Annotated in this window: 10 protein-coding genes; all 10 read left to right on the top strand. The window is 49.0% G+C overall.

What is annotated here, in order from left to right:
- Nucleotides 1-98: 98 nt before the first annotated feature.
- The 10 genes from DW947_RS12580 (at nt 99) to DW947_RS12535 (ending at nt 23125) form a co-directional block, all read left to right on the top strand.
- Nucleotides 99-3275, top strand: a complete 3177-nt coding sequence (locus DW947_RS12580) for a SusC/RagA family TonB-linked outer membrane protein (RefSeq protein ID WP_005834643.1) — start codon at nt 99-101, stop codon at nt 3273-3275.
- A gap of 43 nt (nt 3276-3318) precedes the next feature.
- Nucleotides 3319-4941: a RagB/SusD family nutrient uptake outer membrane protein gene (locus DW947_RS12575; protein ID WP_009037735.1), complete on the top strand. Its 1623-nt coding sequence runs from the start codon at nt 3319-3321 to the stop codon at nt 4939-4941.
- A 40-nt stretch (nt 4942-4981) separates the two neighbouring features.
- Nucleotides 4982-6439 (top strand): glycan-binding surface protein, encoded by a 1458-nt coding sequence (locus DW947_RS12570; protein WP_057281386.1) that lies wholly within the window; start codon nt 4982-4984, stop codon nt 6437-6439.
- Between the two features lie 130 nt (nt 6440-6569).
- Nucleotides 6570-8003, top strand: coding sequence for a cellulase family glycosylhydrolase (locus DW947_RS12565; RefSeq protein ID WP_005830286.1), 1434 nt, complete (start codon nt 6570-6572; stop codon nt 8001-8003).
- A 31-nt stretch (nt 8004-8034) separates the two neighbouring features.
- A complete protein-coding gene (locus DW947_RS12560) occupies nt 8035-10107 on the top strand; it encodes a glycoside hydrolase family 97 protein (RefSeq protein ID WP_005834638.1) in 2073 nt (690 codons plus the stop codon).
- A complete protein-coding gene (locus DW947_RS12555) occupies nt 10104-13829 on the top strand; it encodes a glycoside hydrolase family 2 TIM barrel-domain containing protein (protein ID WP_227212764.1) in 3726 nt (1241 codons plus the stop codon). The genes DW947_RS12560 and DW947_RS12555 overlap by 4 nt, the downstream gene beginning before the upstream one ends.
- A gap of 26 nt (nt 13830-13855) precedes the next feature.
- Complete coding sequence (locus tag DW947_RS12550) at nt 13856-15916, top strand: beta-galactosidase (RefSeq protein WP_057281388.1); 2061 nt, start codon at nt 13856-13858, stop codon at nt 15914-15916.
- A 22-nt stretch (nt 15917-15938) separates the two neighbouring features.
- Nucleotides 15939-19046 carry a glycoside hydrolase family 2 TIM barrel-domain containing protein gene (locus DW947_RS12545; protein WP_057281389.1) on the top strand — a complete coding sequence of 1036 codons (3108 nt, stop codon included), beginning with the start codon at nt 15939-15941 and terminating at the stop codon, nt 19044-19046.
- Between the two features lie 57 nt (nt 19047-19103).
- Nucleotides 19104-20720: an alpha-L-fucosidase gene (locus DW947_RS12540; RefSeq protein WP_057281390.1), complete on the top strand. Its 1617-nt coding sequence runs from the start codon at nt 19104-19106 to the stop codon at nt 20718-20720.
- 14 nt (nt 20721-20734) lie between these two features.
- A complete protein-coding gene (locus DW947_RS12535; RefSeq protein ID WP_009037730.1) occupies nt 20735-23125 on the top strand; it encodes a TIM-barrel domain-containing protein in 2391 nt (796 codons plus the stop codon).
- Nucleotides 23126-23166 lie beyond the last annotated feature (41 nt).

Raw genomic sequence — 23166 nt, 5'->3', positions numbered from 1 at the left:
GTTATTTGAGACATGATAGACCTATGCTATTATGATAACTTTCCATATTTGCAGTAGCTTTTAATAACAGTTATTTTTAAATCTTAAATTAAAGTATTATGAAGTTACACGCAAATGTATGCTCTCAATGGGAATGGACAAAATTGAGACAATTGCTTGTTATCGTGTTACTAGGTTTGGGTATTGTTTCCACGTATGGACAAACCAAAACAGTATCCGGTATCGTTAAATCAGAATCGGGCGGTGAGCCACTTGTAGGAGCCACCGTCAAAGTGAAAGAAACCAATACGGGCGGCATTACCGACATCGACGGCCGTTACACCATCCAGGCAAATCTGGGACAAACATTGATAGTCTCTTACATCGGCTACCGCACCAAAGAGGTGAAAGTAGAGCGCACCACCCGCATCGACATACTGCTGCAAGAAGACAATGAGATGCTGGACGAAGTAGTAGTAGTGGGATACGGTACGATGAAACGCAGTGACCTGACCGGTTCCGTAGTCAGCGTGACGGGTGACGAACTGAAAAAGTCCGTAGTCACCTCGCTCGACCAAGCTTTGCAAGGACGTGCCGCCGGTGTGCAGGTGACCCAGAATTCCGGAACTCCGGGTGGCGGTATCTCGGTCAGCATCCGTGGTATCAACTCCTTGAACGGCAACGAACCGCTCTACGTTATCGACGGTGTAGCCATCTCAGGCAACAACACCAGCAACAGCAGCGTGCTCAGTTCCATCAACCCTGCAGACATCGTTTCCATGGAAGTATTGAAAGATGCATCGGCCACAGCCATCTATGGTAGCCGCGCCTCCAACGGTGTAGTACTCATCACCACCCGTCAGGGCGAAGAGGGCAAAACGAAGGTCTCCTACGAAGGTTACTATGCCTTGCAACAGCTTCCCAAGAAACTGGAAACACTGACACTCCCCGAATATGCAGTTTACCAGAACCTCCGCGCCGCCACCATCGGCTTCGGTGCACGCGAAGAGTTCAAAGACCCCTCACTCCTCAGCCGCGGTACCGACTGGCAGAATGAAATCTTCCGCACTGCCCCGATGCACAACCATCAGATAAACATCTCCGGAGGTTCGAAGAGCATGAAATACTCGCTCTCCGGCGGCTACATGCAGCAAGACGGTATTGTATTCGGTTCGGACTTTGAGCGTTTCTCTTTCCGCGTCAACATGGACAACGACATCAACAAGTGGCTCACCACCGGCTTGCGCGCCTCCGTAGCCCGTACACAGCAGACCAACAACGTAGACGGTTCGGGTGCCATCTACAATGCCCTGAACCAGCTCCCCGAAGTGCCTGCCCGCAACCCGGACGGCAGTTTCGGCATGCAGACGGAGAACATGTATGGAACTTACTTCTCCAACCCCCTCTCCGACCTTATCCAAAATGAAAACTATAGTCGCAACACACAAGTCTATGTCAACGCCTTTGCCGACATCAAGCTGTGGAAAGGACTCGTATTCCGCACGGAATATGCCGCCAACTTCAATTACAGCAACGACTATAAGTTTACCCCCTCCTACGACTACGAGCACTTCAAGCAGCAGTCGTCAGCAAGCCGTGGAGCCGGCAACGGAAGCAACTGGACATTGAAAACTTACTTTACTTATAATAATACCTTCGGCAAACACGGCCTCTCTGCCATGCTGGGACACGAAGCGCAAGAAAACAAGTACGAGTCGCTGAGCGGCAGCCGTACCAACTTCCTCTTCAACTCCGTACACGAACTGGATGCGGGTGATGCCACAACAGCAAAAGCCAACAGTTCCCGTGGTTCATCCGCCATCGAATCATACTTCGGCCGTCTGAACTACAACTACGACGACCGCTACTTGCTGACCGCTACGCTCCGTGCCGACGGTTCGTCTTCGTTTGCCAAAGAAAGTCGTTGGGGTTGGTTCCCTTCGGTAGCATTGGCTTGGAAAGTCAACAACGAAGCTTTCCTCAAAGATGTGGAAGCCATCAACTCACTGAAACTCCGCCTGGGTTGGGGTGTAGTAGGTAACCAATGGGCGGGTTCCTATGCCTACGGCGTCACCATGGCTTCGGCAGCCTCCATCTGGGGTACTGGTTTCTATGCAGGCAACTATCCTAATCGTGAACTGAAGTGGGAAGAAACAAACTCCTTCAATGTAGGACTCGACCTCGCCCTCTTCAACAACCGCATAGAGTTCATCGCCGATGCTTATTACAAGAAAACGGACAATCTGCTGATGCAAGCTTCTCTTCCTACCTACGTAAGCGGTCTGATTCGTGCACCGTGGGTCAATGCCGGTGCCATGACCAACAAAGGTGTAGAATTTACCCTGAACACGCACAACATCCAGACACGTGATTTCACCTGGACCTCAGGACTCACCTTCTCCATCAACCACAACGAAGTGACGAAGCTCTACTCCGAATCATCCGCTATTTCGGGAATCAACGGTTCGGAAACACTGACCTACACCATGGTGGGCGAACCGGTCGGGCAGTTCTACGGCTATAAAGTAATCGGTATGTTCAAGGAAGAAGGAGATTTCTACAAGAAAGGTGCCGACGGCAACTTCCTGCTCGACGAAACGGGCAACCGCATCCAAGTAGCCATCCCGAAAGACCAGACCATCGGCAAATCGGGCATCTGGGTAGGTGACTACATCTATGAAGACCGCGACAACAACGGTGTAATTGATGAGAAAGACCGCACGTTCCTCGGCAATCCGGCACCCAAATTCACGTTCGGCTTCAACAACTACCTTTCTTATAAAGGATTTGACCTCAACATCTTCCTGAACGGCTCGGTGGGCAACAAGGCTATCAACCTGATTCGCCGCACCTTCACCGATCCCATGCGTAACAGCAACCTGCTGAAAGAAGCTACCGGCATTGCCCAAATCGCCATGCACGACCCCGAAGTGGGCGACGAGGTACTTTCCAATGTTTACGTGGCCAACGCCGATGCAGCCAAAGTACAACGCATCACTACCAGTAGCGCCAACGACAACAACCGTATCTCCGACCGCTTTGTTGAAGACGCTTCCTACCTCCGCATAAAAAACATCTCGCTGGGGTACACCTTCCCACAGAAATGGTTGCGCCGTTTGCAGATAGACCATCTGCGCCTCTACGTCAACATCCAGAACCTCTGTACCATCACAGGCTACAAAGGCTACGATCCCGAAATAGGCGCTTTGAACTACAATGTATTGCTACGTGGTGTGGACGATGCGCGCTATCCTTCGCAACGTATCTATACATTTGGCCTTAACTTCAATTTCTAATGAGCCAGACAAATCATTTATCATTTAAAATCTCAATATAGTTATGAAACACAGATTTCTAACCCTTATATCATCGCTCCTTCTGCTTACGGCATGCAGCGACTCATTTTTGGAACGTGCTCCCGAAGGAAACTACGTAGATGTGACATACTACACTTCCGACGATGCACTCGAACAAGCCACTGCACCGCTTTACAACCGTGCATGGTTCGACCTCAACTCCCGCGCCATCGTGCCGCTGGGCAGTAACCGTGCCAACGATAACTTCAGTCGCTGGGGAGCTCCCGAGTTCACCAACTTCAAGGTGACAGCCCTGAGCGAAAACCTTGCCAATGCATGGACAGGTTTCTACTCGGTCATTACAATGGCCAATGCAGTTATCAGTGATGTGCAGACCAAATGTAGCAACAGCGTAAGCGAACGTGCCAAGCGCACAGCCATTGCCGAAGCCCGCCTGATGCGTGCTTGTGCCTACTTCTACATGGTTCGCCTCTGGGGACCGGTTATCATCATCGAAGACAACGACAAAGTGGTTGCCAATCCCATGCAACCGCTCCACCGTGAAGAAGATGTGCTGGAACTCGTTATTCGTGACCTCACTTATGCAGTCGAGAATCTTCCTGAAGTGGCAACCGCCAAAGGACGTGTCAACGCATGGGGTGCAAAAGGCATGCTTGCCAAAGTCTACCTCGCCCGCTCAGGCTGGAAAGGAGGCACACGCGACAACGCCGACCTGGAGAAAGCCAAGGAACTGGCCGCCGACGTGATAAACAACAGCGGCATCAGCCTTTACGAAAACTATGAAGACCTCTTCAAGTATAAGCACAACAACAATCCCGAATCGCTCATTGCCATGCAGTGGGTGCCACTGGGTGATTGGGGCGTATGCAACACTCTGCTTGCCGACCTCGCCGGCAACAGCAAGATGACCGGCGGTGTAAACGTATGGAGCAGCTATCAGGCAAGTATAGATATGCTCCAGCAATATGAGTTGGGCGACACTATCCGCCGCAACGCCACCTTCTGCACACCGGGTACATACTATTCATACATCTGCATTGCCGACGGTGGTTATACTTACGACGGCGCCACCTCTTGCATTAAAAAAGGTGTACCGGGCGGTCCGGACGACGACAACGACGGTTATATCCAGTCCATGAACTCTCCGCTCAACACCTACATCCTACGCCTTGCCGATGTTTACCTGACCTATGCCGAAGCTTGTCTGGGCAACAGCGAAGAACTGACCGGTGGTCCCGGCCTGGAAGCATTGAACCAGGTGCGCGACCGTGCACGTATCCCCCGCAAGGAACGCGTAACCTTCGAAGACATCATTCGCGAACGCCGCGTAGAGTTCTCGATGGAGTATTGTAACTGGTATGACATGGTATCGTGGTATCACTGGAAACCCGACTACATGCTGAATTACTTCCAGAACCAACACCGCGGCTACACAGTAGACCTCATCGTGAAAGACGAAGACGGTTACCTCCACTTCGGCAAGAAAGAAGGCGACACTTTCCTCGAAGGCATAGAAAATTGGCAGGAACCGGGCGAGAACATCGAAATCCACCACGGCAACATCCTGATGCCTTATCCGGAAAGCGATGTCATCCAGAATCCGCTACTGAACGAAGAACCGGTAGCATACGAATTCAGTGAATAAACCAAGTTATACATTCATTATCTCAAATAACGACTTTAATATGAAATATATACATTTTCCTTTTGTGTTGCTCACCATCCTGTTGGCATGCAACCTTTTCACCGCCTGCAACGATGACGAGGGCGGCGGTGTTCCCGTAATCCACCACATCCGTCTTGTCGACCCAGAGAAGGCCGACAGTACGTTCACCGATGTAAATCCGGGCACCATGATTGTAGTCATCGGCGAAAATCTGAATAATGTGCGGAAAGTGTTCATCAACGAACAAGAAGTTTCGTTCAATAGCAACTACGGCACTTCCACCAGTCTCATCCTCACTATCCCCGGCGAATTGCAACTGACGGGTGCCAACCCCGAACTGAAAGGCGAACTGCGTATCGAGACCTCGCACGGCATTGCCACGTACTCCATGCATGTACTCTCGCCCGCACCCTACATCACCCGTGTAGCCACAACCTTCCCCGTGGAGACGGGCACGCCTCTGCGCATCGTGGGCGGTAACTTCTACGAAATTCAGCGCGTTTATTTCACCACTGCCGTGGACGACATCACCAATGCACCTGTTTCGGTAGAAGTAACGGACTACACGGTAAACAAGAACTTTGACGAAATATCATTCAATGCTCCCGCAGGCCTGATTGATGAAGGCAGTCTGGTAGTGGAGTGCTATACCGCATCCGCATTTACTCCCTTCCGTCGCACAGCCCTCCCACCAAGTATCAGCAAGGTAAGCTCCATGATGCCTATCACGGGTACCACAGTTACCGTACTGGGACAGAATTTTATGGATATCGCCTCCATCACAATGGGCAATCGCTCGGTAGATCTCTCTACTGTTACCGTAAGCGAAGCTAACGATATGCTTACCTTTACCATGCCGCGTGCACCGCAAGGCACTTGCTCACTCGCCATTACCACAATGGGCGGTACTGCCGAAGTTCCGGGCTTCTATCCTTTGGAGAATATAGTATTGAACTATGACAACATCGGTTGGTTCTCCTGGGGCGGGCAAGCTGTACCCGTCACTGCCGACGGTACAGCAGCTCCTTTCTTCTCGGATGGTAAATGCTACAGCATATCAGGGGAACTTTCAGCATGGAATTACTGGTGGGGCCAATTGCAGAACGGTGCCGTATGGGGCATTGACACAGCCTTCCTGCCTACCGATACACCGACTTCCGAACTGGCTTTGCAGTTCGAATGCTTCGTGGCAGTGGAATATGGCGAAGGTCCTGTATTCCGCATCTACCTCAAAGGGAATGAGGCTCACAACTACACGAACTATCGTCCGGTGAGCGACTTCACCGGAAAAACCGAAGTAGGCCAATGGATGCAGTGCAGCATTCCGCTCTCCGAACTGGTAGACGAAACCACTTGGGGCGAGTTCCAAAAACGTGACGGTGACGAGTTGGCACTCCAGATGACAAATCCCAGCGAAAACGGTCCATACAACATCGAAATGTATTTTGATAATTTCCGAGTTGTCAAGATACAATAATTTGAATTAAATTCTGGCACAGGATTACACAAAGTGACACCTTCTTTTAAACTCTTAGACGCTGATTCAATTGAATCAGCGTCTAAAAATAAATACACCGAAATTATTAAAACGAAATTTTACCGATACCATGACACAAATCTTCAAGAAAACCTTATTAACCAGCCTGGTTCTATTTCTGATGACAGCTTGCTCTGACGATAAAAAGGAGCTGAAAATCATCGTAGAGCCTACTTCTTTCCATTTTGAACAAACGGGTGGTAGCAAGAAATTCGGTATCACCCCCAATGAACCAGCCACTTTCCAAAGTTCGGAAGCATGGTGCAAAGTAACCTCGGAAAGCAGCACTCCCGTACAGGCAATCTATAACATAACCGTAGAACCCAACACTACGCCCGACGTGCGCAACGCCATCATCACCGTCAGCGTAAAGGAGCATATACAAGAAATCAACGTGGAGCAGGCGGCCTATATCCAAAGCGATGAACCGGAAAAATACACTGTACGCGAGAATCTCACAACCCACCAACTGATTAACGAAATGGGACTGGGCATCAACCTAGGCAACACGCTGGATGCCGTGGGCGACTGGATAGACCCAAGCAACATTCTCAATTACGAACAAGCATGGGGAAGCCCTATTATCACACAAGAAATCATTGAAGGATATGCCAAAGCGGGCTACTCATCTCTGCGCATACCGGTCAGCTGGGGCAATCTGCTGTCCGACGACTTCAAAGTGCATCCTGACCTGATGGACCGCGTAGAGAAAATCCTAAACTGGACCCTCGACTGTGGCATGGTGGCTATCATCAATATCCACCACGAAAACGAATGGATTAAACAAGTACCCACCGACAGCAAAGCAAAAGAAAAATTCACTTCCATCTGGAAACAGATATGTGAACGCTTCGAAAAGTACGGTGACCACTTACTGTTCGAGCCAATGAATGAAATCGGATACGATGAGATTTGGACTCCGTGGGGCGGTAGTGAAGCCGACAAGGCAAAGGCACTGGGATACGTGAACGACCTCAACCAGCTCTTTGTCGACATAGTAAGAAACAGTGGCGGCAACAACGCCAAACGTCATCTGTTGGTGGAAATCTACAACACCAACTTGGAGTATGCTTACGACCCCTTGTTCAAGATGCCGAATGATCCCGCAAACCGACTTGCTCTTACAGTGCATTACTATACTCCCGCAAACTTTGCCATACTGGGTGGAGGCGAGGTTGTCGATTGGGGTGTAGGCCGGGAAAGCTGGGGAACGGAAGCTGACTTCAAGGAACTGAACGACAATATGGACCTACTGAAGAAGAATTGCGTAGACAAAGGAATCCCCGTCATCATAGGCGAATATTGCGCCGACTCCAGAAACAGAACAAAGGAAGTGATAAGACTCTTCTGTGTTTCCGTAACCGAAGCCATCTACTCGCGCGGCATGTGCCCAATGCTATGGGACACTCCGGGGGGACAATACAACCGACAGACTTGCCAGTTCGACGACCCTCTCTTCTTAGAAGAAATGATGGCTATTCCGGTTAAATATCCACGGAATTAAACAAATATTCATAATCAATAATCAAATAAAAATGAACAGAATCAGCACTTGTTTCGCCAGCCTATTGCTTTCTTGTGCATTGACGGCACAAGCACAGCAATATCAACTGAATTCACCGGACGGAAAACTAATTGTCAACATCGAAGCCGGACAAGCCCTCAACTGGGCGATTGCCCACGACGGTACCACCGTTCTTTTGCCTTCAGACATTGCCATGCAATGCACTGAATCTGAGGGAAAGCCCATTGCTTTCACCTTCGGCAAAGATGTGAAGGTGACCAAAGCTACCCGCACTTCCGTCGACACTTCCTTCCCCACTCCTTTCTACAAAAAGGCGAGTGTGAAGGACACTTATAACCAACTCACGCTGAAATGCCGTAACGGCTATAGCATACAGTTCCGCGCCTACGACGACGGAGCCGCCTATCGTTTTGTTTCCGAACTGCGCAAACCTTTCTGCGTGAAGGACGAGATTGCCGAGTTCAACTTCGACCGCGATTACCACGCTTTCGTGCCCTATATTAACGACAATCGCGCCGGCGAGCGTTACTGCTACTCCTTCGAGTCCTACTACGATGAGGCCCCCCTCTCTCGCATGTACAAAGACTCGCTTGCCATTACTCCGCTGATGGTAGAACTGGAGAACGGAAAGAAAGCCGTCATTATGGAAGCCGGATTGTCCAACTATCCCGGCATGTTCCTCACTGCCAACCCACAGATGCCCCACGGAGTGAAGGCAGAATTCGCCCCCTATCCACTGGAAACAGTCATCGGAGGCTATGACCGCTTGAACCTCGTCCCTACCAAACGTGCCGACGTTATCAGCAAGCCCAACAATGCCCCCTACTTCTGCCCCAACGGGCGTCCCACAGGGAAACAGACCTATCCTTGGCGTGCCGTGCTTGTTGTTACCCACGACACACAACTCGCCAACAACGACATGATGCAACGCCTCGCACCCGAATGCCGCATCGCTGACACATCCTGGATTAAACCCGGAAAAGTGGCATGGGACTGGTGGAATACTTGTAACCTGACCGGCGTGGACTTCAAGGCAGGCATGAATACGCCCACCTATAAGAAATACATCGACTTTGCCGCCGAAAACCAGCTGGAGTATATCATCATCGACGAAGGTTGGAGCGGAAAGGAATCATTAATGGAAGACATCAGTCCCGAAATCAATCTCGAAGAACTGGTGGCATACGGCAACCAAAAGGGCATAGGCATCATCCTCTGGGCAAGCTGGCGCAATCTTACGGGAGGAGGCGACATCTCCCCTGCCGTGGAACAAGTTATCAGCCACTACGCACAAATGGGAATCAAAGGTTTCAAAATTGACTTCTTCGACCGCGACGACCAACTCGCCATCTCTTCTACCGAACAACTCGCAGCATGTGCCGCCAAGCATCACATGTTGCTTGACCTACACGGACTGAAACCCTTCGGCATCCAGCGCGCCTATCCCAACATCCTCAACTTTGAAGGTGTGAAAGGACTGGAAAACAGCAAGTGGGAGCCCATCGTGAACGGTGCACCCTTGCATGACTTCCCGCGCTACGACGTTACCGCCCCCTATCTGCGCCAACTCGCCGGTCCGATGGACTATACGCCGGGAGCTATGGTAAATGCCACCCGTTCCCTGTTCCGCTCCGTCAACGACCACCCCATGAGTCAAGGTACACGTGTACACCAGATGGCTATGTACACCGTCTTCGAAGCACCCTTGCAGATGCTTGCCGACAGTCCCAGCAAATACATGAAGGAACAGGAATGCACCGACTTCATCGCCAAGGTTCCCACTACCTTTGACGAAACCATTGCTCTTGATGGTAAAATAGCCGAATACATCACGATAGCACGCCGCAAAGGAAACACTTGGTTTGTAGGCAGCATGACCAACTGGACTCCGCGTAGCTGCACCATCGACCTCTCCTTCCTCAGCGAAGGCAACTACGAAGCCGAAATCTTTGCCGACGGCATCAATGCCGACCGTGAAGCTACCGACTATAAAAAAGAAGTACGCATCGTCACTGCCAAAGACAAACTCAATGTACAACTGGCACCCGGCGGTGGATGGACAGCACGAATTACAAAAAAATGAATCTGAGAAAACTGTTTCTGCCATTGTGTTCAGTAGCCTTGTGCCTGCAATCCTATGCACAAGACAAATCCTTCCTTAAGGATATGCTCTGGTATATAGACAACCCTTCTGTATTTGAAAAAGGACAAGAGGAAGGACACGCTTGGCATATGCCCGAAAAGAGCATGCTACTGAATGGGACATGGAAGTTTTTCTGGTGCGATACACCGGAAGGGATACCTGCACACTTTTTTAACCCCGAATTTCCGGATAAGCAATGGGGCGACATCAAAGTTCCCTCAAACTGGGAAATGCAAGGTTATGGTGACAAGCTGTTCAGAAATGTATCTGCTCCCTTCGGGGTGAATCCACCACATGCTCCCAAAGAGTATAACCCTACCGGACTATACCGGCGAACATTCAAGGTACCTGCAAGTTGGGCAGCAAAAGACCAGATATTTTTAAGGTTCGAGAAAGTGGCATCCGCTTCTTTTGTATGGGTCAACGGTCATGAAGTGGGCTACAATGAAGGAGCACAAGAACCTGCCGAATACAACATCACTCCTTATTTGAAGCCGGGCGAAAACACGCTGGCTGTCTGTGTACTAAAGTATTCGGACGGCTATTACCTGGAAGGACAAGATTATTGGCGACTGGCCGGAATCTTTGACGACGTATGGTTGTACGCCACACCTGCTGTCAGGATATTCGACTGGCAAGTAATCACAGAGTTTGATAATACGTATACCGATTCGCAGTTAAGTATTCAGGTAAAAATCAAGGACTACCAAAAGAAGCCAAATGAGAATTATGGATTGAAAGCTTACTTAAAGGATAAAAACGGCAAGATTATCTGTAACTTTTCCGCAACTCCATTTGAAATGGACGCTGCGGAAAAGACAATACAGTTGCATACCTTGGTACAAGAACCCCGGAAATGGACAGCCGAGACACCCGAGCTTTATACGCTCGGTCTGGAATTATCCAATCCGGCCGGTCTGCAGAAAGACAAGATAGAAACGGTCATCGGATTCAAAAAGACGGAAATCAAAGACGGTGTTTTTTATCTTAACGGTATCCCACTGAAAGTCAATGCACAAAATTCGCACATGCAGCATCCCGAAGAGGGACATGTCATGGACGAAGCCACCATACGCAAGGATTTTGAATTGTTGAAACAGTTTAATTTCAATGCCGTACGTACCTCTCACTATCCTCCGGTGAATAAGTATTTGGAACTGGCCAATGAATACGGGCTTTATATCATAGACGAGGTGGGCGATGAAGCCCATGCCTCGGAATGGATTTCAAGTCTCCCGGAATACGAAGAGATGTATCGCGAGCGATGCCGCAGAATGGTGTTACGGGACAGAAACCATCCCTGCGTCTTGTTCTGGAGCGCAGGAAACGAAAGCGGTGAAGGTATCAACATTACCCACACCATTGAAGAAGGGAAATCGCTGGACCCCACCCGCTTCTGGATGTATGGCGGAAATGCATTCTCCCATCCGGCAGAAGATATTATCGGACCCCGTTACCCTACTCCTATGGAACTGGAAATGCAGGTAGGCATAGGAGAGGATTCCCGACCATCGTTTATGGATGAATACTTATCGGTTGCAGGCAATGCCGGCGGTGCCCTGGACGATTATTGGGAAGCCATCTACCGACATCCCCGCCTGATAGGAGGGGCCATCTGGGATTTTGTAAGTCCGGGACTGACCGAACGGATAAGGCAAGTGGACGACCTTTCGCCCTTCCATACTCCCGCCCATCTGATGGGAAATGCCCGCTTGGTGAAGGAAGGAAAGAACACGGTGCTGGACTTGAACGGTCACGACCAATGGGTAGAGGTCTATCGTGCAGACAATGTGGAGTTGAACAGTAATGAACTGACACTCACTTGCAGAATCTACCCCCGGAAACTGGTAAGCAGTTGCGGCTCATTCATCACAAAAGGCAATTATCAGTTCGGGCTGCAACAACGCGGTAAAGACAAACTGGAATTTTATATCTATACTGATAAAAAGCATTCCGTATGCGCCTCCTTGCCTACTGACTGGGAATACAACTGGCATCAAGTGACGTGCGTCTACGACGGACAGAAAATGTCCATCTATATAGACGGAGCAGAAAAGGCCTCCACACAAGCATCGGGCAATATCCGGAACTTCCCCTACCCCGTCAACATCGGTCGGAATGCAGAAACACACGGCCAAGAGACTTCGGTCTACATCTGCGATGCTCAAATGGACGAAGTCGGCATTTTCGCCAAGGCACTGACTTCCTCTTTTCACCCGGAAGAAGCCGCTCTGTGGCTAGATTTTGAGCAAGAGACGGAAAATGGTACATTCTACAGTTACGGCATCGGTGCACGTACGTACGGCAGCATCTGGCCCGACCGTAGCGTACAGCCCGAAATGTGGCAAATGAAGAAAACCGGACAACCTCTTTCTTTTTCCATGTCGGATGTGACAGAGGGAGTCGTTGAGTTATGGAATCGCAATCATTATACAAATGCTTCCCGATATGCCATACGATGGGAATTGAAAGAAGATGACAAGGTTATTCAATCGGGCGACTTGGCACTCTCAACAGCACCGCTTAGTCGTGAACTGGTGCACATACCTTATAAGAAGCCTGCCCTGATTCCCGGCAAAGAATACCGCCTGATGCTTCATGCCGTCCTGAAAAAAGATGAATTGTGGGCAAAAGCCGGACATGAGGTGGCATGGGAAGAACTTGAACTGCCTTGGAGCCTGCCATGCTCTTCGGAAGAAAAGGTTCAAGGCATACCTTCCTATTCACTTTCGGAGAAAGAATTGATTGTCTCCGGAGAGGGCTTCAAATATGTTTTCAACCGTACTGACGGACAACTGACGTCGATGGTTGTTCAAGATATGGAACTGCTGGAGTCACCGCTCCGGCTGAATCTTTGGCGTGCCCCGCTGGCCAATGAGCTGGACAACTGGAATGCTTCCAGTGCCCGCTCCTCCAACTGGAAAGAAGGTTACGGATACACGGTAGCCACAGAAATGTATTCTGCAGGGATTGACCGCCTGACACATCAGCCCCTCTCTTTTTCGGTGTCCGAAACCACCGAAGGCGTACATATACACATCATTGATGCGGAATTGATGGGCAAAGGAGAAAAAGAGAAAAAAGACCTCTACATCGAAGGAGTACAGAACAACGGCATCATCAACCACTATGAGTATATTATCAATAGTGAAGGGACGATAGAGATACGCCATGTATTGAAGCCTGAAGGGAAAATGCCGCTTTGGTTTCCTCGTATAGGACTTACGCTGACCGTAAGCGATGCGCTCGACCAAGTGAAATGGTACGGCCGAGGACCGCAAGAGAACTATCCGGACCGGAAAACCGGCTATCCGACGGGGATATATGCCTCTACCGTACAAGCTATGTACGAGCCCTATCTAATGCCACAAGATTACGGATTGCGGACAGATGTACGCTGGTTGCAACTGACTACGGACAAAGGCATCGGCCTTCAATTCAAGATGAACGAATGGTTTAACTTCAACATTTATCCGTACAGCACGGATAACCTGACGAAAGCGATGTATACCTACCAATTGCAGAAGCAGAAAGGCATGACCCTGAATCTCGATTATGCCACTACCGGGGTCGGTTGTACAGCCCGCGGTGTATTCGGTGCTTACAAAGCGATGCCGCAGGAATATCGGAGAACCATCAGCATAAAACCTATGATGAAATAAAAACATTGTATCGGACTGGTAAGATTATGAAAAACAAAAATTACTTTATTCTATTAGTGTTGTTTTTAAGCGCTCTACAAATAAAAGCGCAGTATTCATTCGACAACGTGCTTTATGGCGCAGCCTATTATCATGAGTATATGCCCTATGAGCGACTGGATGAAGATATCCGGCTGATGAAAAGAGCCGGCCTGACAGTAGTGCGCGTTGGAGAATCTGCCTGGGGAGTATTTGAGCCGCAAGACGGAACCTTTGAATTTGAATGGATGGACCGCATTCTGGACAAGATGCATGCAGCAGGAATCAAAGTCATCTTGGGAACTCCCACCTATTCCATTCCTGCATGGCTGGCATACAAACACCCGGAAGTGCTGGCAGAACACGCTAAAGGGAACAAAGCCTATTATGGAATCAGACAGAACATGGATTTTACAAACCCGACCTACCAATTCTATTGCGAACGGATTATCCGCAAGATGCTGGAAAGATATGCACAGCATCCGGCAGTCATCGGGTATCAAGTGGACAACGAAACAGAAGCGCGCGGAGTAAACAACAGAGACTATTTCTTCGGATTCAGGAACTACATCAAACAGAAATTCAACAATGACCTGAACCTGCTTGCCAAGGAATGGGGAATGAACTACTGGGGAATGAACATCAACACCTGGGAAGAGTTCTATCCGCGCGATGGAGTGACAAGCCCTTCGTACAAGAATGAATGGGAGCGCTATAACCGGAAGGAAGTGGCCGATTTCCTGAATTGGCAGTGCGACCTTGTAAATGAATACAAGCGTAAAGACCAATTTGTTACTCACTGCTTTATGCCCGACTTCCATAATATAGACCAAGTGGAAAGTTTCAGGCAAATGCAATATCCTGCCATCAATGTCTATCACGATGTACAGGATAAACAAGACGGCCAGCGCATCGCTTATGCCGGTGACTTCGTGCGCACCGTAGCCGACAACAATTACATCGTCATGGAAACCAACGCACAAGGCATCGGCTGGGATGCCCGCACCCAGTTTCCTCCATACGACAACCAGTTGCGGCAGAATGTGTACGCACATTATGCTTCCGGAGCCAATATGGTGGAATACTGGCACTGGTCTACCCTGCACTATGGGCAGGAGACATACTGGCGCGGCGTGCTGGGCCATGACATCCAACCCAACCGCATATACAAGGAATTCACCACCACCGCCAAAGAGTTGGAAAGAATAGGCAGCCACATCGTGAACTTGAAAAAGAAAAACCGAGCAGCTATCCTCTACAGTCATGATTCTTATCATGCTCTCGGCTTCATGCCCTACACTTACAAGAGCAATTATCCCATTGATATGGTGCATAAAGCCCTCTATTTCCAAAACATAGAAACGGACATCATCCCTTGTGACAAGACAACCGATTTCAGCGGATATGACATGCTTGTCATTCCCCCTTTGTATGTGGCTACCGACCAATTACTATTAGCCATTGATGAATTCGTACAGTCCGGCGGACACGTGGTAATGATGCACAAAAGCGGTTACTGCAATGAGCACTCCGCAGTTCGGGCCACCTTGGCTCCCGGGCCGCTACGCAAAGCCTGCGGCTTCCATTACCAAGAATTCTCCACTATCGGTGACTTATCATTAAAGGATAACCCCTTTCAATTAGAGGGAAAGAACCAGATAAGCGACTGGTATGAATTCCTGATTCCCGAGACAGCCACCCCGTTGGCTTATGCAGAGCATCCATTCTTCGGCAAATGGCCCGTTGTCACCGAAAACAAGTATGGCAAAGGCAAACTGACCTACATAGGAGCCTACCCTTCGCAGGAATTGCTGAATGCCATCGTGCGAAAGGCAGCCATCCATGCCGGTATCATCTCTTCAGAGAGCGACGTGTTCCCCATCATACAGCGTTCGGGAATAAACAAAGCCGGAAAAGCCATCCGTTACTTCTTCAATTACAGCAGCGAGAGCAAAGAAATCACTCATAACTATCCGACGTCCAAAGAGCTGATTTCCGGCAAGACTGTAAAAGAAGGAGACCATGTAACATTGCCCCCCTGGGGAATTCTCATCATGGAAGTTTATTGACCATCAGAAAACATGAGAAAAAATGAGAAAAAAGATATTTGCCTTTCTATTGCTAAGTGCCCTATATGCCGGCGCCCAAGAAGTTCCGGACTGGGAGAATCCTATTGTAGTCGGCATCAACAAAGAGCCGTATCATGCCACACTGACATTGCCTTCGCAAAAAGTCGATTGCAAAGAAATCATATCCCTGAACGGCAAGTGGCGATTCCAATGGTCTGCCGACCCGGGAAAGCGCCCGGCCGACTTCTACAAGAATGATTTCAATACCGACACATGGGATACCATCACAGTGCCGGGAGCATGGCAATTGCAAGGTTATGGGAAACCTATCTATTCCAACGTAAACTATCCCTTCCAGAAGGATGCACCCAGAGTGACAAGCGAGCCTCCCGCCGAATATTACAGTTACGGGCACAGAAATCCCACAGGCTCTTATGTCACCACGTTCGAAGTGACGCCCGATATGAAAGACAAGTGCCTATACCTTCACTTTGAAGGAGTAAAATCGGCCATGTATGTCTGGGTAAACGGAGAGCGGGTAGGCTACAGCCAGAATTCGATGTCGCCTGCCGAGTTTGACATAACCGAATTTGTGAAGAACGGAGCCAATCGTCTGGCAGTGGAAGTGTATCGGTGGTCGGACGGCAGTTATCTGGAAGACCAGGACATGTGGCGGCTTAGTGGAATACTCAGGCCGGTAGAGCTATGGGTACGTCCCCGGACAAATATCCGGGACTATAGGTTCAGCAGCGACTTGTCGGACGACATGCGTTCAGCTACATTCGGAACCGAAATTTGGATAAGAAACCAGACCGACCGCAAAGTAAAAGACCTGACCGTAGAAATAAACCTGGTGGGGAAAGACAACAGAGGAAATAAACTCGACAAAAAAATGGTGGCTCCCGTAGGTACTATTCAGGCCTTTTCTGAAACGAGCGTCACACTGTCCGAAATGCTCCGGGAGCCTCAACTATGGTCTGCCGAAAAACCGCATCTATATGACATCCACATCAAGCTTCGCAGGAAGAATGAACTTTTGGAATCGTTCGAATACCATTGGGGCATACGGAAAATAGAAATCGCGGGAGACGTCTTCAAAGTCAACGGGAAAGCCGTCAAGCTGAAAGGAGTGAACCGTCACGACTTCCATCCCCGTATGGGATTCTTTGTCGACAGCCGGACGATGGAGAGAGATATCCGGCTGATTAAACAAGCCAACATCAACATGATACGCACGTCCCACTATCCACATCTGCCATTGCTGTACGAGCTATGTGACAAGTATGGAATCTACGTAATGGACGAAGCGAACCACGAAAGTCATGCCTACGGTTTGGGGAACAAAGTATTAGGAGACAACCCTCAATGGACACTGGCCCATGTGGACCGGGCAGTAGCCGTGGTGGAAAGGGACAAGAACCATCCGTGCATCCTATTCTGGTCATTGGGCAACGAGGGTGGAAGCGGTGCCAATTTGCGAGCTATGGCAGACACAATCCGTGCCTTAGACCCCACCAGACCGATATACGACGATACAGACCGCACCGTATCCGATGTCTATGACGAAGCTTATCTGCATCCCAACGCTTTGAAGGAACTTGGCGAGAAAATAACCGACCGCCCCGTATTCATGAGAGAGTATGCCTACGCCATGGGAAATTCCATCGGCAACCTCAAGGAGTATTGGGATGTGATTGAAAAGGACGAAAGTATTATCGGAGCTGCCATTTGGTGCTGGGTAGACCAAGGCATTCCTAAAAAGCTTAACGGTGCACCGTTAAGTTTCGGCGAGAGCCCCTCGTCACTCCCATTACTGCCCGATGAATTCTGGGCGTATGGAGGAGATTTCGGGGACTATCCCAACGACGGTCCCACCGGCATTAACGGGCTGGTATCTCCCGACCGGGTGCCTCACCCCCATTACTATGAAGTACAAAAAGTATATCAATACATCAAGTTTGAAAAGAAGGGAACACAGCAAATCAAATTGACCAACGGGTATGCGTTTTCCGATTTGGATGAATTCGATTACAGCTATGAGTGGATATGCAACGGAAAGGCTGTACGCAACGGCGACCTCCACTTGTCCGAAGGGAATCTGCTGGAGGTACCTTCAAGACCGGATAAGTGTGGGGAACTTTGCCTCAATGTATATGCCACGTTGAAGGAATCCACGACGTGGGCAGAGAAGGGCTTCAAAGTTGCCAAGGAACAACTTACGTATCATGACTATGAATTCCCACAATTGAAGGATGACGGCGGGAAGGCCACGTTTAAGGAGACACCCGAAGCGGTGGAAATTATAGCCGCCGATGCCTTGTTCACCATAGAAAAAGGTACCGGTGCTTTGGTGAGTTGGCGAGTCAAGGGAGAAGAGTTGTTGCACAGTGCCTTGGAACCCTATTTTTGGAAACCGGCAAATGACATTCAGGTCCGCAACGGCTACAATGAACGTTTGAGCGCTTGGAAAAATGCAGAGCAAAAACGTATCGTAAAGGCATACCAAGCAACCGTAAACGATGGTATGGTGATAGTGGATGCCAGTCTCTCCCTCCCCCGGATAGGAGCCGGTTACCATCTCCGCTACACTGTGGACGGCAAAGGCCGCATACAAGTAGAAGCAACCTATCAGCCTGAAAAGGAAGATATTCCGCTGATGCCCAAATTCGGTATGCGCATGAGAATGCCCTCGGCGCTGAACCGGATAGCCTGGTACGGACGCGGCAAGTTCGAGAACTATCCCGACCGCAAGAGCGCCGCTTTCCTGGGAGTCTACGAGTGTGGCATACACGAATTTATCACGAACTACATCGTACCGCAAGACAATGCCAACCGGTGCGATACACGCTGGTTCATGCTGGGAGACAGTGAGCGATGGAAAATACAAGTCAAAGGCTTGCAACCCCTATGTTTCCGTATATGGCCCTACGGGGAAGAAGACCTGGAAGGGAAAGAGCATGCGCACGAACTGCCCGAACGCGACTTCATCAACCTGAATATCGACTCCAACATACACGGAGTAGGTGGAAACGACGGATGGGGCGCACAGACCATGAAGCCATACACCATTGACGGCAATCGCTCTTACCGGTATGGGTTTATCATGGAGTATATGGACAAAACAGAATAATCCGTTCATCAATGCATTCAAAAAGGGAATAAACATTTTGTAAACAACAATAAAGGTATGAAAAGAAACATCTTTAAAACAATTCTCCTATCCGCCTGCATCCTGCAAGGGGGCAGTGCATTGGCACAACAAGAGAAAGCAGAACCGGGCAAGTTCTCACCTACCTGGGAGTCATTGTCCCAATACGAAGTGCCCGAATGGTTCCGCAACGCCAAATTCGGCATATGGGCACACTGGGGTCCGCAATGCCAACCCGAAGCCGGCGACTGGTACGGTCGTGGCATGTACGAAGAGGGCGGTGCTGCCTACAAGTGGCACTTGGAGCATTACGGACATCCTTCGGAATTCGGCTTCAAGGATGTAATCAACGAATGGAAAGCCGAAAAATGGAATCCGGAGAGGCTGGTAGCCCTTTTCAAGAAAACCGGTGCCCGATATTTCTTTGCTATGGGCAACCATCACGACAACATGGACTTGTGGGACAGTAAATACCAATCATGGAACTCCGTCAACATGGGCCCCAAGCGAAACGTACTGGGCGAATGGGAGAAAGCGGCCCGCAAAAACAAACTTCCCTTCGGTGTCAGCATCCACTCCTCCCATGCTTGGACATGGTATGAAACTGCACAAGGAGCCGACAAGAAAGGCCCATACGCAGGAATCTCCTACGATGCCCGCGTAGTGACTAAGGAAGACGGCAAGGGAAAATGGTGGGAAGGCTACGACCCGCAAGAGCTATACGTACAGAATCATGCCCTGAGCGGACATGCTTGGGCTGCATGGGACTGGCCCGAAGGAACCTCTGTCCCCCCACAGAGCTACTACGACAACTTCTTCGACCGCACAGTGGACATGATAAACAAGTATCATCCCGACCTGGTCTATTTCGACGACAGCGTACTCCCCTTCTGGCCCATCAACGATACGGGGCTGAAAGTCGTGTCGCACTACTATAACCAAAACATGAAGCTTCACAAGGGCAATCTCAATGCCGTAGTCTTCGGAAAGAAGCTGGAAGCTAAACATAAAGAGGCCATCGTATGGGATGTAGAAAAAGGGGTTCCATCGGAATGCCAGGACAAGGCGTGGCAAACCTGTAGTTGCCTCGGTACTTGGCACTATAACCGCTCTGCTTACGAAGACAACTGGTATAAATCAGCCGAGACCGTCATCCACATGCTCATTGACATCGTCAGTAAAAATGGCAACCTATTACTAAGCGTACCAATGAAAGGAAACGGCACCATCGACGACAAGGAAGAAAAAATTCTGGAAGACATAGCCGCCTGGATGGAGGTGAACGGAGAAGGAATATTCGACACACGTCCCTGGTGTATTTATGGTGAAGGTCCCTCCACAGAAACAGCAATACCTTTGGACGGAGCAGGATTCAACGAAGGCAAGAACGCACCCTACACTTCTGCCGACATCCGGTTTGTGAAAAAAGGGAAATACTTGTATGCCCATATCATGAAATGGCCCTCAGACGGAAAAATACAGATAAAATCACTGGCTATCGGCAGTCCCTACTGCAAAGGAGAAATCGAAAAGGTAGAATTATTAGGAGGTGGAAAGGCAAAGTTCAGAAGAACTTCCAAAGGCTTGCTTATTGACCTTCCCAAAGACAAGACACCCAATCCTATTTCTTTGGTACTGAAAATCACTAACCGTTAAACTGCTGATATTGTATGAAAAAGGGATTTTTTTTAAGACTATTTGTCCTGCTGATGCTGACATTTTTCATAGCAGAACAAGGCAGAGCACAAACCTACCAACGCACCTCACAAGGCATAAAAAGCACTGTGCAAGGTATAAATATAGATATTAGCTTCTTCTCTCCTGTCACAGTGAGAATCTTAAAATCGCCTGACGGCTGGAAGTATACCAAAGAAAGTTTGTCGGTCATCGGGCAACCGGAAAAAGTAAAACTATCCGTCTCTTCGAAAGGGGGCATATTGACTATCAAAAGCCATCAGCTTACAGTCCATCTCAACGAAGAGACCGGACAAATAACTTTTGCCTCTTCCGATGGAAAATCGCTGTTGCAGGAACAAAATAAAGGCGCACGTTTTGATGATTTCAACGATGCCGGCACAAAAACCTTCAGCGTTTATCAATCGTTCACCTTAGAGAAAGACGAAGCTATTTATGGATTGGGACAATTGCAAAACGGCAAAATGTCGCAACGTAACCAGACCAAACGCCTTATCCAAGACAATCTTGAGGATGTGATTCCCTTCTTCCAGTCCGTCAAAGGCTACGGTCTCTTTTGGGACAACTATTCGCCAACCATCTTCAAAGACAATCAAGAAGAGACATCCTTCCTTTCTGAAGTCGGCGACTGCATTGACTACTATTTCATGTACGGCGAAAATGCCGATGGAGTAGTTGCCCAGATGCGCTACCTCACAGGACAAGTGCCCATGTTTCCATTATGGACATATGGATTCTGGCAAAGCCGTGAACGCTACAAAAGCCAAAAAGAGATTGTTGGCGTAGTGCAAAAATACCGCGAACTGGGTGTGCCCCTCGATGGAATTATCCAGGATTGGAGATACTGGGGAAGCAACTACCTGTGGAACGCAATGGATTTTTTGAACGAAGAATTCTCCGACCCCAAAAAAATGATGGAAGACATACACGGAATGAATGCCCACATTATCATCTCCATTTGGTCAGCTTTCGGACCACATACCAAACCCTATCACGAGTTGGATAAAGGGAACATGCTCTTCAACTTCCGCACATGGCCCGAATCCGGTTCCGAGAAGTGGCCTCCCAATATGGACTATCCATCCGGTGCCCGCGTGTACGATGCCTACCATCCGCAAGCACGCGACATCTATTGGAAGTACCTGAACGAGAACCTACGTTCTGTGGGTATAGACGGCTGGTGGATGGACTCTACCGAACCCGACCATTTTCACCCCATTCCTGAAGATTTTGACACGCCCACCTATTTGGGGTCATTCCGTAAAGTACGCAATGCCTACCCTTTAATGAGTGTAGGTGGAGTGTACGACCACCAGCGTGCCGTAACTTCGGATAAACGCGTATTTATCCTTACCCGCTCAGCCTTTGCCGGCCAGCAACGTTATGGTGCCAATACATGGACAGGAGATATCACAGCATCATGGGAAGTTTTGGAGAAGCAAATACCTGCGGGATTAAACTTCTCACTATGCGGCATTCCCCATTGGAACAGCGATATCGGCGGATTCTTCCTATGGCAATATCCCTTGATGCTGGATGACCCGGATTATCGCGAGCTTTATGCCCGTTGGATACAGTTCGGTACATTCTGTCCCATGATGCGATCACATGGGGAAGGTGCTCCCAGAGAAATCTATCAATTCGGCAAAAAAGGCGAGCCAATATACGATGCGATTGAGAAATACATTCGGTTACGCTACAGTTTGTTACCATACATCTACACAACTGCCTGGGAGGTAACTGCCAATCAGTCCAGCTTCATGCGTGCCTTGGCAATGGATTTTGCCCACGATCGCAACGTGTGGAACATCCACAATCAGTATATGTTTGGCAAATCCCTATTGGTATGCCCTGTAACCCAACCCATGTATACCCAAACAGTTTCGGACACCATCCGTGTAGAAGATTTCAGTACCGTTAAGTCTATGCGAATATATCTGCCTAAAAATACGGAATGGTATGATTTTTGGACCAATCAGAAACACTCCGGCGGACAATATATCGTGAAAGATACCCCTATTGACATTTTACCACTTTATGTGAAAGCAGGTTCCATCCTGCCAATAGGTCCCGAAGTGCAGTATAGCACCGAAAAATCATGGGACAACTTGGAGATAAAAGTGTATCCCGGTTGTAACGGCGAATTCACACTTTACGAAGACGAGAATGACAACTACAATTATGAAAAAGGAATGTACAGCACCATTACGATGAAATGGAATGACCGTACTCGCATGCTCACTATTGAAAATCGGAAAGGAGAGTTTTCCGGTATGTTGAAAGAACGGAAATTCAACATAGTAACTGCTGATGGCGCAAAAAAGGCAGTGGCTTATAATGGGAAAAAAGTAACGGTTAAAATGTAATGGTTTCTAAAAACAGCTATTAATTTGCATTATGGAAATAA

It is taken from the genome of Bacteroides sp. AM44-19 (assembly GCF_003603395.1).
Taxonomy (GTDB): domain Bacteria; phylum Bacteroidota; class Bacteroidia; order Bacteroidales; family Bacteroidaceae; genus Bacteroides; species Bacteroides uniformis.
The sequence above is the reverse complement of the archived record's forward strand: the minus strand, read 5'-3'. Positions and strand labels throughout refer to the sequence as shown.